General features: G+C 65.0%; 8 protein-coding genes. 2 read left to right on the forward strand and 6 right to left on the reverse strand.

Annotated elements, in window-relative coordinates; translation table 11 throughout:
* Positions 1-208: 208 nt before the first annotated feature.
* The 6 genes from ACQZF9_RS20370 to ACQZF9_RS20395 form a co-directional block, all read right to left on the reverse strand.
* Positions 209-4,057, reverse strand: a complete 3,849-nt coding sequence (locus ACQZF9_RS20370) for a translocation/assembly module TamB domain-containing protein (protein ID WP_428310794.1) — start codon at positions 4,055-4,057, stop codon at positions 209-211.
* Between the two features lie 808 nt (positions 4,058-4,865).
* Positions 4,866-6,704 (reverse strand): autotransporter assembly complex protein TamA, encoded by a 1,839-nt coding sequence (locus tag ACQZF9_RS20375; RefSeq protein ID WP_428310795.1) that lies wholly within the window; start codon positions 6,702-6,704, stop codon positions 4,866-4,868.
* Between the two features lie 104 nt (positions 6,705-6,808).
* Entirely contained in the window at positions 6,809-7,318 is a 510-nt protein-coding gene (locus ACQZF9_RS20380) for a BON domain-containing protein (RefSeq protein ID WP_428310796.1), read from the reverse strand.
* Positions 7,319-7,538: 220 nt separating this feature from the next.
* The gene (locus ACQZF9_RS20385) at positions 7,539-7,730 is read right to left on the reverse strand and encodes a CsbD family protein (RefSeq protein ID WP_428310797.1); all 192 of its coding nucleotides are present in this window, start codon (positions 7,728-7,730) and stop codon (positions 7,539-7,541) included.
* 54 nt (positions 7,731-7,784) lie between these two features.
* Entirely contained in the window at positions 7,785-8,423 is a 639-nt protein-coding gene (locus ACQZF9_RS20390) for a BON domain-containing protein (RefSeq protein ID WP_428310798.1), read from the reverse strand.
* Positions 8,424-8,571: 148 nt separating this feature from the next.
* Complete coding sequence (locus ACQZF9_RS20395) at positions 8,572-8,736, reverse strand: DUF1328 domain-containing protein (protein ID WP_428310799.1); 165 nt, start codon at positions 8,734-8,736, stop codon at positions 8,572-8,574.
* Positions 8,737-8,990: 254 nt separating this feature from the next.
* Here ACQZF9_RS20395 and ACQZF9_RS20400 point away from each other — a divergent pair, with 254 nt between their 5' ends.
* Positions 8,991-12,449, forward strand: coding sequence for a GEVED domain-containing protein (locus ACQZF9_RS20400; RefSeq protein ID WP_428310800.1), 3,459 nt, complete (start codon positions 8,991-8,993; stop codon positions 12,447-12,449).
* Positions 12,450-12,475: 26 nt separating this feature from the next.
* On the forward strand, positions 12,476-15,949 hold the full coding sequence (locus ACQZF9_RS20405; protein WP_428310801.1) for a GEVED domain-containing protein: 3,474 nt from the start codon (positions 12,476-12,478) through the stop codon (positions 15,947-15,949).
* The last annotated feature ends 25 nt before the right edge of the window (positions 15,950-15,974 follow it).

A 15,974-nucleotide genomic window follows, 5' to 3' on the forward strand; every position in this document is an offset into this window, starting at 1 on the left:
AAGTCAAGCGGTTTCTTTAGGGCTTCGACACAAAAAATCATTTCTTTACCGATCAGGTGCTTGCGACGCTGTTACGAAGCGGTGACAGAAGTATGACTTGACCGGAATGCCCGCCGGATATTAGGCGCCGCTGTGCATAGGCGGTGCCGGCCGATTATGCCGGAGCGCGCCGCAATGGCGCCGTTCCGGCCAGCTTTGCGGCGATGGGTCAGCGCGTTTCGACCTGATACAGCAGGTCGCCGCCGGCGAAGTTGGACTGGTCGCCGCTGCCGGATTCGGTGGACAGCTTGAAGCCCCGGCCAAGGTCGTACAGCAGCTTGAACACCTGCCCGGGCTGGAACAGGCCGACGCCGTACGAGACGAAGATTTTCGGCGTCAGGTATTTGCCGACGGTCAGCCGCGCCTGCTCCTGGGTTTCGCCGGGGTCGGCGCCGAGCGAGATCGAATCCAGCCCCAGGCCCTTCTGCAGGCCGGAGGCGAGCAGGCTGCCGCCGCCCAGGCCCAGCGCCATCGCCGCGCCGGTCAGCGCGCTGCGGTCCTGCGAGCTGGTCGAGGATTGCTCCAGCGGCTGGCCGTAGAGCAGCCAGGACAGCTGCTGCTGCTGGGTCATGCTCGGGCTGGAGTACAGCGACAGCACCGGCTTCTCCAGGCTGCCGCGCACGTAGATGCCGACGGTGACCTCGTCGGTCTCCTTCTTCTCGGCCTTGATCTCCAGGCCGGGCTTGGCGATCGGGCCGCCGTTGAACAGCAATTTGCCGGTCTCGATGCGCAGGTCCTGGCCATAGGCCTTGTACTCGCCGTCCTCGAGATGGAATTCGCCGTAGCCCAGGGTTTCGCGGCCGGGCTGGTCGACCGCGGTGACCGCGCCTTCGAGCCGGGTCTTCAGGCCGTAGCCTTCGAGCTTGACCTTGTCGCCCAGCACCAGCTTGACCTCGGTGGCCAGGCTGAAGGATTCGGCCGGCTCCGGCGCCTTGCCGCTGGCGTCGACGATGACCTGGTCCGACGACGGCCCGACGCCGGTGTCCTCGCCCTGCTGCAGGCGCACGTCGGCGCGCGGGATCGTCAGCCGGCCCTTGAGGCTGGCCTCCTTGCCGGACAAGGTGAAGCGCAGGTTCGGCGAGGCCCAGACCTGGGCCTGCGCCAGGTTGGCGACCTGGAAGTTGTCGCCGTCGACCTGCACCACCAGCTTCAGGCCCTCGCTGTTCTCGGTCGGCAGGCTCGCCGGCGGCGGCGGTTGCGTCGACAGCGACGGCTCCGGCCCGACCGCGGTCGGCGTCGCCGCCTGGCCGGCCTGGGCGTTGGCATTGGCGGTTTCGGTCGGCGGCGCGGCAGCCGCGGCGACCGTCGCGGCGGTGACCTCGTCGGTCCTGGCGTCGTTGCTCTTGCGCCGCGTATTCGGCGCCGGCGAGCCCGACACCGGCTCCACCGCCAGCGGCCCGCTGAGCACCTGGCCGTCGACATGCAGCTTGCCGCCGCCGGAGGTGGCGTCGGCGACCAGGTGCACGCTGCCGTCGGGCTGGCCGGTGACGGTCGCGTTCAGATCGGCCAGCTCGATGCCCGGCCGGGTCAGCTTCATCGTGCCGCCGGTGAGCCTGGCTTCGCCCTGGAATTCCGGCGCGCTGAGCTTGCCGCCGATGCGGTAGGCGCCGGCGAGCTTGCCGGTGGCGCTGCTGATTTCGTTGGACAGCACCGCGAGGAAGGCCAGATCGGGGAAGTCGATGCGGATGTCGCCGCTGAGCGGCCGATCGCCCAGCACCTCTCCCGGCGCCAGCGTGGCATCGCCCTCGATGCCGCCGACTTCCAGCGGCAGGCGCAACTCGGCGCGGCCCTGCTCGGGCGCGTCGGACACGGTCAGATGCGCCGGCAGGAACTTGAACTTGCGCTCGCCGAGCTGCATCGAGCCGGCGGTGGTGGTGAGCTCGGCATTGGCCTGGCGCAGCACGCCGCCGGAGATCTCCACCGCGGCAGTGCCGTTGAGCTCGCCTTCGATTTTCATGTCGTCCGGCATCAGCGCCTTGAACGAGGCGAACGCGAGCTGCTCGATCTGCAGCCTGGCCTGGACCTGATCCGGCGCCTGGTGCGCCTCGACGCAGACCTTGCCGGGATTGGCGCTCCAGCAGGCCGGGCCGAGGTCATTGCGCTGCGCCGACAGCAGCAGCGGCGCGGCCTGCTCCAGGCTCCAGGCCGGCAGCTTGGCCGGCGTGACATGGCCTTCGCCGATCTGCCCCTGCCAGAGCTGCGCTTTATCGTCCCAGCCGCCGGCCAGCGAAACGTCGGCCTTGATGTCGTGGCTGGCGAGCGCGAGCTTGAGCCGGTGATCGCCGCGCGTGCCCTCGCCGTGCAGCTCGACGCTGTCCAGGTGCGTGCCGACCATCAGGTCCTTGGCCTGAGCGTCGAGCATCAGCGCGCCGTTCCAGTCGAACTCGGTTTTCAGCTTCAGGCTGGCCAGCGAATAATCCTGCCAGCTGGCACGCGCCAGCTCCGCCTCGGCGCTGAGGCTCGGCGCTTTCAAGGTGCCGCGCAAATGCGCGCTCGCGTTGATGCTGCCGCCCAGTCCCGGCGCGAGTTCGTTCATGTGCGGACTGACCAGCCTGGCCTGCACATCGTAAGGCTCGCTGGCGCGGCCGCTGGCGGTCAGCACGCTGGCGCCGCTGCGCAGCTCGAGGCTGGCGATATCGAGAACCTGGTCGGCGTAGCGGCCTTCGGCGTCGAGTTTCAGCGGGTAATTGCGCAGCCTGGAGTCGTGCAGCGCGATCGTGAAACGCAGCGCCGGTTCGGCCGCGTTGCTCTTCTGCGCGAGTTCGCCCTCGACGCTGAATTCGCCGTTGATGTCACCGGGCCAGCCGGGCAGCAGCAAGCCCGGATCGAACTTTTCGACTTTGCCTTTCAGCGCACCGCCGGGCTGCGGCGCCCAGGCGAGCTGGCCGGCGGCTTCGAGCAGGCCTGTGCCGACCTGCAGCTTCAGCGCCTGCAGATCCACCGATTGCAGCGTGCCGCTGCCGCGCGTGGTCACATGCCCGGCCTGCTGCTGCGCGACCAGGTCGGCGTCCAGATCGAAAGCATATTGTTCGGGCAGGCCCTTGAACGACAGCGCGCCGCGCGCGCTCTGGTACGGCGGCGGCGTCTTCGCGTTCGCAGCGGACGGCGGCGGCGCGATCATCGGCCAGCTCAGTTGCGTCCACTGCGCCCTTGCGTCGAGCTGGCCGTTCCAGCGGCCATCCGCCTTGAGCTGCCCGTGGTCGCCGAGCGCGGCGGCGAGGCTGAACTGGATATCGCTCCACGGGCCTTTCAGCGTCGCTTCGCCTTGCTGGCTGCTGACCATCGGCGGCGCATCGGCAGCGGCGCCGGCGACGCCCGGCAGCGGCCACACCAGATCGCGCCAGGCGATCTGCAGATCGCTCGCGCTCTTGTAGCCGACGAAGCCTTTCGCTGTCGCCAGCACCGGCGACAGCACCGACAGCTTGCGCACGGTGACGCCCTTGCCGCTGAGGTCGACATCGCCCTGCAGCGAGATATGCCCGGCCTGCGGATAGTCCGCCTCGAGCTTTTTGATGGTGAGGCGCGAGCCGATCCAGCGGCCGCTGATTTCTGCGTGCGGCAGCACGATCGGCTGTTCGGCGCCCGCCAGCCACAGCTTCAGATCGTCGACCCGCAAATACTCGAGGCCGATGTTGACCGGCAGCCGCGACAGCGGCGGCGCATCGCTGGGCGGCGACGGCGAGTCACTGGGCTTGAGATGCACCTCGAGCCCGCTGGCGCTCAAGTCCTGCACCGACACCAGGCGCTCGTAGAGCCGCAGCGGCTTCCAGTTCAGCTTCAGGCTTTTCGCGGTGACCAGCACGTAGCGGTCTTCATACGAAATATCGCGCCATTCCAGCGCGCCGCTGATGTCGCCACGGCGTTCGCCGATGCTGATTTTCGCGCCGATCAGCGGCGCCAGCTTGTCGAGCAGCACGCCATTGCCGGCCTCGCTGGCGATCAGCCACCAGAGTCCGCCGGGCAGGCTCAGCGAGAAGAACAGGAACAGCGCGCCGGCGGCGAGCAGGACGCGCTTCATACGATCACACCTCGACTCTCCGTTCCTCCCGAGTAGCTTTGCGCAGCAAAGCGTATCGAGGGACGCATCGAGCGCGGCCGGCTCCCTCGATACGCCGCGCAGGCGCGGCTACTCGGGACGAACGGGGGATGGTCGGGCATCCCAAACGAGAACATTACAGCCCCACCCGCACGCCGATATGCAGGCGCAGGCCGATGAACGAGCAGGACGCGCTTCATACGATCACACCTCGACTCTGCGTTCCTCCCGAGTAGCTTTGCGCAGCAAAGCGTATCGAGGGAGGCATCGAGCGCGGCCGGCTCCCTCGATACGCCGCGCAGGCGCGGCTACTCGGGACGAACGGGGGGTGGTCGGGCATCCCAAACGAGAACATTACAGCCCCACCCGCAAGCCGATATGCAGGCGCGGGCCGATGAACGAGCAGGACGCGTTTCATACGATCACACCTCGACTTTCCGTTCCTCCCGAGTAGCTTTGCGCAGCAAAGCGTATCGAGGGACGCATCGAGCGCGGCCGGCTCCCTCGATACGCCGCGCAGGCGCGGCTACTCGGGACGAACGGGGGGCGGTCGGGCATCCCAAGCGAGAACATCACAGCCCCACCCTCACGCCGATATGCAGACGCAGGCCGATGAACGAGCAGGACGCGCTTCATACGATCACACCTCGACTCTGCGTTCCTCCCGAGTAGCTTTGCGCAGCAAAGCGTATCGAGGGACGCATCGAGCGCGGCCGGCTCCCTCGATACGCCGCGCAGGCGCGGCTACTCGGGACGAACGGGGGGCGGTCGGGCATCCCAAGCGAGAACATCACAGCCCCACCCTCACGCCGATATGCAGGCGCAGGCCGATGAACTGGCCTTCGGCGTCGCCGGTCAGCGGGTGCGCGAGGTCGAGCTGGAAGCTGCCGACCGGCGCGCGGTAGCGCACGCCGGCGCCGACACCGAAGTACTGCTTGGGCAGGAACCGGTCGTCGGCGCCGCCCGAATCGACGAACACGGCGGCGCCCCAGGCGCCCTTGATGTTGCGTTCGAGTTCGGCGCTGAACGTGGCCAGGTACTGGCCGCCGATGACATTGCCGTTGGCATCGGTGCCGATCGACTCGTAGCTGTAGCCGCGCACGCTCTGATCGCCGCCGGCGAAGAAACGCTGCGACGCCGGCAGATCCGCGAAGCGGTCGTGAAAGTTGGCGCCGAGTTCCATGCGCCCGAGCAGGCGCGTCTTGTAGTTCAGCGAATACACGCCGCGCGTCTGCAGGTAGGTGCGCACGAACGAGGTGTTCGACAGCAGATTGTTCTGCGCGCCATGCACGTCGGCGAACAGGTACCAGCCGCGATGCGCGAAGATCGGATCGTCGGCGTCGGTGCGGGTGAACGACACGCCCGGCGTCATCAGGTCGGCGGTGGTCACCTGGGCGACGCGCTGGGTGACCTGATTGCCATCCGTGTCGACCTTCGGCATACCGGTAACCGGATCGATGTCCACCGCGTCGCGCATGAACGTCGATTCTTCGTGCGTGTACTCCAGGTACACGCGGCGCTGCCATTCGCCCGGATGGCGATTCAGGCTGACACCCAGCGTGTACTTGTCGGTGTCGCCGTCCTTCAGGTCTTCCTGATCCTGTAGGCCGCTGAAGGTGATGTTCTCGCCGGGCTTGCTGCCCTGCGGCACACGGTAGTTGGCGGCCAGCGTGTCCTTGATCTGCGACACGCGCGCGCTGGCGTCGAGGTTGTGGCCCCATTGGTTGATCTGCCGCCATTCGGTGCCCAGCGAAATGCGCGCGCCGGTGTCGGTACCGTAGCCGAGGCCGCCTTCATAGCGATGCTTCTTGCGCGGCGTGGTGTGGATCACCAGCGGCACGCGGTGCTCTGCGTCGGCCTCGGTGCGCTGCGGCGTGATTTCCACCGACTGGAAGTAGCCCAGATCGCTGAGCGCGAACTGCTGGTCGAGCAGTTTCTGCGGGTCGAAAGGCTCGCCTTCCCTGAGGCTGATGTAGCGCTCCAGAAACGCCTGATTCAGGCCCTGCTCGCCGTCCTGCTGCAGGCTGACGCGGCCGAAGGCGTAGCGCGGACCGGTCTGCAGGTGCAGGTAAATTTCGGCCTGGCGCAATTGCGGATTCACGCGCAGCTCGCTGACCGCCCAGTAGGCGTCGAGGAAGCCGCCGGCATAGGCAGCGTCGGTGAGCTGCTTCTTGGCCTCTTCGTAGTCGGCGTGCTTGAGCCGGTCGCCCTGCGTCAGCCGGCGATTGGCGCGGCGCAGCGCCTGCTTGAAGGCCTCGTGGTCGGCGCCTTCGCCGAGCAACTGGATGTCGATCTTGCTGATCAGCGTCGGCTCGCCGGCGTCGACGTGGTAGTGCGCCTGCCAGTTCGGCCCCGAGCCGGTCAGCTCGGCCTCGATCACCGGCGTGTACCAGCCGAAAGGCTGCAGCGCGCTGCGGATGTCGGCCGGCGCCTGCTCGTGCAGACGCTCGACCAGCGACTCGCTCAAGTCCTTTCGGTCGCCCTGCTGACGGATCGCCAGCCGTGCCAGCACATTGGCTTTCTCGTCGGGGCCGAGGCCGCTGACGTCCACGTGCACGCCGTCGGCCGCACGCGCGGCCGACACGCAGAGCAGGAGCAGCAGGCAGGTTGCGGTGAAACGACGGATCATCGTCCCGCAGTTTATTCGATGACGACGGCGCGGGGCCGTCCGGTTACAGCGCCGTCGCGGCGCGCCGGGCGACGCGACGGGCTCAGTGCATCAGCGGTCGACGATCAGCCGCGCCACAGGTTGTCGACGTTGACCTTGCCGTCGCTGACCACCTTGCGCGACAGCTCGACCGCGCGATAGATCATCGGCACCGACTTGACCTTGCCCGACAGCAGCACTTCGCCGTTGAGCACCGACACCGCGATGCGGCCGCGCAGCTTGGGGTCGTTGGACAGGATGTCGATGACCTTGGCGGCGATGTCGCGATCGGCCTGGGTCATCGTGTACGGCGTGATGTCCTCGACCACTTCGGCACCGGTGAGGATGCGCGCCTCGACGCCGCTGATCGGCGCCGCGGCCTCGGCGGGCGCCGACATCGCAACGCTCTGGGTCGCTGCCGCCGGCGTGCTGGCTGCGACCGGTGCGACGGCGGGCGTAGCGGCCAGCGGCGCAACGGCTTCGGGCGCCGACTCGGAAGAATCGGCCATCGCCGGCGCGGCGATGACAACAGCGGCGCTCAGCACCAGGCCGAGGCTGGTGCGGCGGAAGAAATTCAGCTGATTCGAGTGATACATGGCGTTCTCCTTTTGCATCGGATCCGCGACCGATCCCGGCGCGGAAGGTTCATGCTGAGCTTGAAGCATACGTCAGCGAATGCCAGATGGATGCCAGAACGCAAAAAAACCGCGTCGGACATCGACGCGGCCTTTTGTCTGTGTCATTGCCGCAGAAGCGGGAATCCAGCGCAGTGGGAACGGCCCTGGATCCCCGCCTGCGCGGGGATGACGGCGGAGACTAGTGGTCGAGCTTGCGGGCGCCGTCCTTGACCGCGTCCTTGGCCTTGCCATAGCCCTCCTGGACCTTGCCTTCGGCGCGCTGGGCACCGCCCTTGACCTGCATTTCCTTGTTGTCGATCAGCTCGCCGGTCTTCTGCTTGGCGGCGCCGATCACCTGCTTGGCCTTACCTTCGACAGTATTCTTGTCCATGTTCTGCTCCTGCGTTGGGTTGATGCGGGTGCAACGGAAATCTGGCGGTACAACTTACGACTGGCTGATCTTCAGCTCGTCGTCGTCGACGCTCTTCACGCCGTCGATCTTCTTGGTGATATCGATCGCGCGCTTCTGCGCAGCGGCGCTGGCGACTTCGCCCTTGAGCGTGACCACGCCGTTGTCGGTGTCGACGTTGATCGCGGTGGCCTTGACCATGTCGTCGGCCGCGAACTGGGCCTTGACCTTGGTGGTGATGGTCGCGTCGGAGATTTCGGTGCCGGCCTTATCGGCGGCGTTTTCAGCCTTGGCGCTGAGATCATCCATCGCGCCCGGCGCGGCGATCTTGTTGTCGATACCCTGAACCTCGGCGACGTTGCGCGCGAGTTCTTCAGCGGCCTTCTTCGCATCACCGCTCGGCGCCGAGCCGGTCAGCGTGACGACGCCGTTGTTGGTTTCGACATCGATCTTGGCGGTCTCCATGCGCTCGTCCGAGGCGAGGCGCTGCTTGACCTTCGCGGTGATCGCGGTGTCGTCCATCGCAGCGCCGATGCTGGCGCTTTCCTTGGGCGCATCGGCGGCGGCGCCGTCGGTCATCTGGCCGTCGTTGCGGTTACAGGCGGCCACACCGAGCGTCGCGGCGATGCCGGCGATCATCAGCGATTTCTTGAACAGCGAAGTCGAAGTATTCATGAGCAAATCCTTTGCTTGATTGGAATGGGGAATTCGGGGCGTAACGGTTTCGTCGCTTGGACGAGACGAATCGGCGGCAACTCAACTCGATTCGTGGGTGATGCGGTGACCGGGCCGGCGCTGCGTCCTGCAGCGCCGGCCCGTATCGTCACGGTACCGAGCGGCGGCCGGTGATCAGCGACACCACGAACAGCACCAGGAACACCAGGAACAGGACCTTGGCAATCCAGGCCGCGGTGCCCGCGACGCCAAAGAAGCCCAGGGCGCCTGCGATCAGCGCGATCACCAGAAAGATAACGGCATAACTCAGCATGACAGCCTCCTTGTTGTGGTTGCTGACGGAAGGAGGCTGCGCCACCGATCCGTTCAACTGCAGCCAGATTGCCTGTGCGCCTATGAGCCGGGGCTTAAGTGAGACTTGCTGTGGAATTAACGATCTACGTCCCTGCAGCACAGAAAACCGACCATCGTGATTGCGGCTGTAACCGACATCGCATAGCGTCGGAGCAGGGGATGCACGGAAACAGCCGCCGCTGGTCGCGGCGCGGCAGTCAGGGAGGGCGGGCCATGTCGTCAGTCACGCGTTTATGCGTTCGTTTCATTGCGCTGTCGTGGGTCATCAGCATCGCGGCTTTTTTTGACAGCGCCGCAGCGTCGCCTGCCGGTGGCCAGAACGCGTCGGTTTCCGCCGCGCCACAGGGCATCACGCCGCAAGCCTGGGCTGGGATCCAGCGACAGATCGTCGAAGCGCAGTACGAGGCTGTTGCACTCCCATCTGTCCCGAACACGATCGGCGCACATAACGCCAGACAGGATTTGCACCTCCTCTTCGGCGAGGATGGCGCGCTCATCAACTCCCGACGCAGCAGTGAACCTGGCGCTCGCAGTCTAGGCCTGCAAACACTCGCTATATCGCGCGGCACGCAGCGCATCGACGCAGAGCCAGTACCCGCCGTTGCGGAAGGCGCACGCGTTGAGTATCGGCGCGGCGGTTGGACAGAATGGTTCGTCAACGGGGCCGATGGCGTTGAGCATGGCTATACCTTGCTGCAGCGCCCGCTATCCGGCACGACAACGCGCACCCCGAATGCGCCGGTGAGAATTTCGCTGTCGGTTTCCGGCATGCAGGTCGGCGCGCAGCCGGATGGCAGCCTGCAATTCAGCGACGGACTCGGTGGCCAACTCCGCTACGACAAACTGATCGTCAAAGATGCCGATGGCCAGCTTCTGCCATCGATGCTCGCCACCGCCGGTACCGACCGTGCGGAGATTGTGTTTGACGACCGCGCAGCACGCTATCCAGTGACGGTCGACCCCTTGTTGGTTAACGAAGAACGCTTGCTGGAAAACCCTGGCGACGACGAGGACGCCTACGTCTACCGGCAATTCGGTGGCAGCGTAAGCCTCGGCGATGGAGTCCTGATGGTCGGCGCCCCCGGCGCGCTCGGGCGAGGCGCGGTCTACGTTTTCGAGGGCGCCGGCGGCGACTGGACACTGAAGCAGCGACTGACAGCCGACGACTCCAACACCTTCGGCGCTTCCATTTCGATGGACGGCGACACCGTGCTGATCGGCTCGTACTCAATGGCTTACGTTTTTACGCGCTCCGCGGAAGACTGGGTGCTGCAGTCAGCGTTGAAAGCCGGCGACGGCGCGGGCGATTTCGGTTTGTCCGTCGCACTTTCCGGCGACACCGCACTGGTCGGCGCTTCAAGCGATGCCTTCGGGACCAAAGAGCAGCGCGGATCCGTCTTCGTCTTCGTGCGCTCCGGAGCCACCTGGACGCAGCAGACCAAGCTGGTTGCCAGCGATGCGGCCAAGGACGACCGCTTTGGGTCTTCGGTTGCACTTGAAGGAGACTTCGCCCTGGTCGGCGCGCCTCTTGACGATGTCGGCGCAAACAACGAGCAAGGCTCGGCCTACGTGTTCGTTCGGTCCGGCACGGCCTGGACTCAGCAGGCCCAGCTCACAGCCCTGGATGGGACGGTGGGCAACGCGTTCGGTACCGCGGCAGCCTTGTCAGCCGACACCGCTCTGATCGGCTCAGCCGGAGCGGCCTATGTGTTTGTGCGAAACGGTACGAATTGGAACCAGCAGAGCAAGCTGAGCGCGGACGATGGGCCGGTCGGCAACTTTGGCGATACCGTCGCCTTGTCTGGCGACAGCGTGATCATCGGTGCACGCGGTGACAATGGCGCAACGAGCTATGAAGGTTCGGCTTATATCTTCGTCCGTTCGGGAACGATCTGGACTCAGCAGGCCAAGATCAGGGCAGAAGACAGCGGCCAATCCGATGCCTTCGGGATCGACGTCGCCTTGTTCGGAGATACCATCCTGGTCGGTGCATTCGGAGACGATTTCGGATCGTATCGGAACCAGGGGTCCGCCTACGTGTTCACCCGTTCGGCAGCTGCTTGGACGCAGCAGTCCAAACTCACCACGTCAGACGGCGCTGTCGAGGACAATTTTGGACAGTCGGTCGCGGTATCCGGCGACACCTTGCTGGTGGGTGCTCCCGGCGACGATCTCGGCGCCAACATCGAGCAGGGTTCGGTGTTCGTATTCGTGCGCTCCGGCAGCGACTGGATCCAGAGCGCCAAGCTGGTTGCCGCAGATGGCGCCGAAGGCGATCACTTCGGCATTTCGGTCGCGCTGTCGGGCAACACGGCATTGATCGGTGCGGACCTGCATCAGGTCGGCTCCAACTCGGGCCAGGGCGCGGTCTATGTCTACCTGCGCTCGGGAGATACCTGGGAGCAACAGGCACTGCTGACCGCCGCAGACGGCGCCAAATCAGACCAGTTCGGCGTGTCCGTCGCTCTGTCTGGAGAAACCGCATTGATCGGCACCGAGGGCGCGAACGCTGCATACGTCTTCGTGCGCTCCGGCCTTGCATGGGCGCAACAAGCCAAGATGACCGGTGGAGGCCACTTCGGCCATTCGGTTGCAATATCGAACGACACCGCCGTAATCGGCGCTTATGGCGAAGACATTGGCGGGATTGTCGATCAGGGTACGGCGACGATCTTCGTTCGGTCCGGCACGTCCTGGTCACAGCAAGCCAAGCTGAAAGGCGGTGACGGCGGGGCATACGACTACTTCGGCTATTCGGTCGCAATATCGGCAGACACCGCTTTGGTCGGCGCCCAGTACCACGCGGACCAGGGTCAGGCCTATGTGTTCGTGCGCTCCGGTAGCAGTTGGATACAGCAGGCCAAACTCACGGCGAGCGACGGGGCGGCGGCCGATTACTTCGGCCACTCCGTGGCCCTCGCCGGAGACATTGCGCTGATCGGCGCGTCGTTCAACACGATCGGAAAATATGCCCGTGGCGCGGCCTATGTTTTTGTCCGGGTGGAGTCGAACTGGAAGCAGCAACAGGATTTTCACGATCCCGATGGCACCGACTACGAATTCTTCGGCGGCTCGGTAGCACTGTCCGGATCAGCGATGGTCGTGGGCGCACCCGGTGCCGACGTACCGGAGGGTCTCGACGGCGGCTCTGTCCACATCTACCGCATTGCCAGCGATTACGGTGATGCGCCGCAGCCCTATCCGACGAAACTGGTCGATGACGGCCCGCGCCATTTCATCAACACCGATGGCCCGTATCTGGGCAGTGCAATCGACGCCGAGACCGACGGTGCTCCGAGCAGCGGTGCTACGGGCGATGACATCGCCACCAGCGACGACGAAGACGGCGTGACGCTACCCAAACTCATTCCCGGCCAGAAAGCCAAATTGACGGTGGTTGCCACCGCGCCCGCCGGCACCGCCCAACTCGACGCCTGGATCGACTTCAACGCCGACGGCGACTGGAGCGATGCCGGCGAGCAGATCTTCGTGAAGACCGTCGTCAGCAACGGCACCAACACGCTGAAATTCACGGTGCCGACGACGACCGCTATCGGCCAGACCTATGCACGATTCCGCATCAGCCCGGCCGATTCCGGCGGTGTGAAGGCCACCGGCAAAGTGATCTTCGGCGAAGTCGAGGACTACATCGTCAAGGTCAAGGCGCCGTAGCAGCAGCGCGACGCAAAGGGGAATCCATGAGACATGCAAAGAAAAAATGGCTCGCTACTGTGATGCTGAGCCTGTGCTGGCCGTCGATGGCGACGGCTGCATCAGCTGACGTCCCATCGCAGCAAATCACCGCAGCAGCCTGGGCCGGTATCCAACAGCAGATCGCCAGGGCGCAATACGAAGCGGCACCGCCGCCGGCCGATCCGGCTACGGTCAGCGCGCACAATCCGAAGCAGGATTTGCGTCTGAGCTTCAGCCGTGCAGGCTCGCGCTTCGAATCGCTACGCAATCGCAGCGCCGTCGGCCAAATTCGTGATGAAGTCCACGCCGAAAATCGACAGCCCCTAAAATTACAGACCACAGCATTCGCGCGGGGACTGCGACAACAACCGGCTGAAGCCGTACCGCCAGTCGCTGACGGGGCGCGCGTCGAGTACCGCCGCGACGGCTGGACCGAATGGTTCATCAACAGCCCTGGCGGTATCGAGCACGGCTACACGTTGAATCGACGCCCTGTCGATGTGCCGGCAGGCGTTGGCTCGGCGACCGAGCCATTGAAGATTCTGCTGTCGGTCGACGGCATGCAGGCTGCCAACGGCATGCGCGAGAGTTTAAGGTTTACCGCCGCCGATGGACGCAGGCTACGGTACGAAAAACTGATCGCGACCGACGCCAATGGCCGAACGCTGCCATCGACGATGAGCGCACCGGGCGCAGACCGGATCGAGATCGCGATCGACGACAGCGACGCGCGCTACCCGGTGACGGTCGATCCACTGCTGGTGAATGAAGAGCAGGCGATAACCAATCCGGCCGATTGGCCGAATTACAGTAAGCGCCTGCTTGGCAGCGCCATCGCGATGACGTCTGGAACGCTGCTGGTTGGAGCGCCCGAAGCCCTAGGCTTCGGTGCCGCCTACATTTTCACGTCAGACGGATCGGCCTGGACGCTGCAGCAGCGGCTGACCAGCGACAATGCCCGTGTCGGCGACAATTTTGGATCGTCCGTCGCTCTCTCGGGCGACAGCGCGCTGGTCGGGGCGCTAGGCGCTCATGAAGGCCAGGGCTCGGCCTACGTGTTCGTTCATTCCGGCACGCACTGGGTGCAGCAGGCGCGACTCAAACCGAGCATCAGCGGATCCGGCGACCATTTCGGTTCCGCCGTGTCGATCGAAGGTGATCTGGCGCTGGTCGGGAACCGCCGGCTGCGTGCTTTCATGTTTGCACGCTCGGGCAGCATATGGACCGAGCAACTCGTCATGACGACGACTGACGGCTACGCCTCGAACACCTTCGGTCAAGCCGTAGCGCTATCGGGTGACACGGCGATCGTCGGTGCACCCGGAGACTGTCAGAAATCCGGCTCTGCCTATGTCTTCGTGCGAACCAGCAGCACCCAATGGCCGCAGCAGGCGAAGTTCAAGCCCAAGGAGTCCGGCTGCCTCTTCGGCGGATCGATTTCCTTCACCGGCGATACGGCTCTGATAGGCGTCGACGCGAGCGATGTGGCCGCCTACCTTTACTCGCGGTCCGGCTCGGCATGGGCCGAGCAGGCCAAGCTCGTCGCCGGCGAGGATACGGCGCCCAACACCTTCACCGCATCGGCGGTGGCGCTATCTGGCGATACGGCCATCGTCGGCGTTTTACGCGGATTCGGCGCGGCCTACGTGTTTCACCGTGACGGGCTGAACTGGCCTCTGCAATCGAAACTGGTCGCCGACGACAGCGCGACGCAGCCATATTCCCCCGACTTCGGAGCGGCGGTCGCGATCGTCGGCGACACGGCTGTAGTAAGCGCGCCACGTGTCGATGGTCTTGCGGAAGACGAGGGCGCCGCCTACGTCTTCGCAAGGTCCGGAACCACCTGGACGCAGCAGTCCAAGCTGATGGCGAATGACGGAGCCTATCGCGAATACTTTGGTACCTCGATCGCAATTTCCGGCGATACGGCCCTGGTCGGAGTTCCCGGCGACTCCACGGATTCGATCGCCAATCAAGGTGCGGCCTACGTCTACGTGCATACGGATACAGGCTGGAAGCAGCAGGCGAAGCTGACCATCGCTGACGCGATGTCGGGCGATTTTTTTGGCAGCGCTGTTGCACTCGATGGCGATACCGCTCTCGTCGGTGCATCGGGTCGCGGAGACTTCGATGAAGGTGGCGGCTATGTGTTCGTGCGCACTGGCCCGAACTGGACGCTGCAGGCCGCGCTCAGCGCCGCCGAGGATCCAGGTGCCGTGCCCGGACTGAATTTCGGCAGCGCCGTTGCCCTGTCCGGCGACAAACTGCTGATAGGAGCGACCGGCTTCAACGGCGGCCAGGGGGCGGCTTACGTATTCGGTCGATCCGGCTCCCTGTGGACACAGCAGGCCAAATTGATTCCTTCGAAGGGCGGCAGTTTCGGGGCCGCCCTCGCGCTGTCCTCGGATACCGCCGTCATCGGCGCTCCCTTGCAGAGCAACGGCGACAAGATCTACCAGGGAGCCGCTTATATCTACGTGGCATCGGGTTCTCAATGGAAGCTGCAGCAGCAGCTATCCGAGTCGTCCAGCGGCGAGCGCTACGACAATTTTGGAAACGCGGTTGCGCTATCAGGCGACGCCGTCCTGATCGGCGTACCCGGCGACGGTGACACAGGCTCGGCTTACTTGTATCAGCGCTCCGACGGCAAATGGCAGCAGGCCCAGACCTTTAGAGCGATCAACGGAGCTCTGGATGATGCTTTCGGAACTTCGGTCGCGTTTGCGGGCGACGCGGCGCTGATCGGCGCCAATCGTAGCGACGTCGACGGCAAAACCGATCAGGGTGCTGCTTACCTGTTTTTGCGCACCTCCACCGGCTGGGAGCAGCAATCCAAACTGACGGCAGCCGATGGCGCGGCTTCCGACCAGTTCGGCTCCCCTGTCGGCCTTTCCGGCGCTCAAATACTGATCGGTGCTCCGCAAGGCCTCACAGCCGAAGGCCAGTACAGCGGTTCTGTCCACTTTTTTCGCATCGGCACCGACTACGGCGATGCGCCATCGCCCTACGCGACCCTGGTCGCCGACAACGGTCCGCGCCATTTCATCAATACCGATGGTCCCTTCCTGGGCAGCGGTATCGATGCGGAAACCGACGGCCAGCCCAATAGCGGCGCCACCGGCGACGATATCGCGACATCCGATGACGAAGACGGCGTGACGATCGCCAAGCTGATACCCGGCCAGAATGCCAAGGCGATCATCGTCGTCACCGCACCTGGCGGTACCGCCCAGCTCGACGCCTGGATCGACTTCAACGCCGACGGTGACTGGAGCGATGCCGGCGAGCAGGTCTTCACGAAGACCGTCGTCAGCAACGGCAGCAACACGCTGAAGTTCACCGTGCCGACGACGGCCGTCGTCGGCCAGACCTATGCACGCTTCCGCATCAGCCCGGCAAATTCCGGCGGTGTGAAGGCCACCGGCAAAGTGATCTTCGGTGAAGTCGAGGATTACATCGTCAAGGTCAAGACACCGTAGTGCGTTTCGAAAGACACCGGAGAAA

Origin of the sequence: Hydrocarboniphaga sp. (assembly GCF_965279055.1) — a bacterium.
Taxonomy (GTDB): Bacteria; Pseudomonadota; Gammaproteobacteria; order Nevskiales; family Nevskiaceae; genus Hydrocarboniphaga.

Coding starts and splice junctions, on each gene's coding strand:
- ACQZF9_RS20385 (WP_428310797.1), bottom strand. CDS start 7,730: ATGGACAAGAATACTGTCGAAGGTAAGGCCAAGCAGGTGATCGGCGCC.
- ACQZF9_RS20375 (WP_428310795.1), bottom strand. CDS start 6,704: ATGATCCGTCGTTTCACCGCAACCTGCCTGCTGCTCCTGCTCTGCGTG.
- ACQZF9_RS20380 (WP_428310796.1), bottom strand. CDS start 7,318: ATGTATCACTCGAATCAGCTGAATTTCTTCCGCCGCACCAGCCTCGGC.
- ACQZF9_RS20390 (WP_428310798.1), bottom strand. CDS start 8,423: ATGAATACTTCGACTTCGCTGTTCAAGAAATCGCTGATGATCGCCGGC.
- ACQZF9_RS20395 (WP_428310799.1), bottom strand. CDS start 8,736: ATGCTGAGTTATGCCGTTATCTTTCTGGTGATCGCGCTGATCGCAGGC.
- ACQZF9_RS20405 (WP_428310801.1), top strand. CDS start 12,476: ATGAGACATGCAAAGAAAAAATGGCTCGCTACTGTGATGCTGAGCCTG.
- ACQZF9_RS20400 (WP_428310800.1), top strand. CDS start 8,991: ATGTCGTCAGTCACGCGTTTATGCGTTCGTTTCATTGCGCTGTCGTGG.
- ACQZF9_RS20370 (WP_428310794.1), bottom strand. CDS start 4,057: ATGAAGCGCGTCCTGCTCGCCGCCGGCGCGCTGTTCCTGTTCTTCTCG.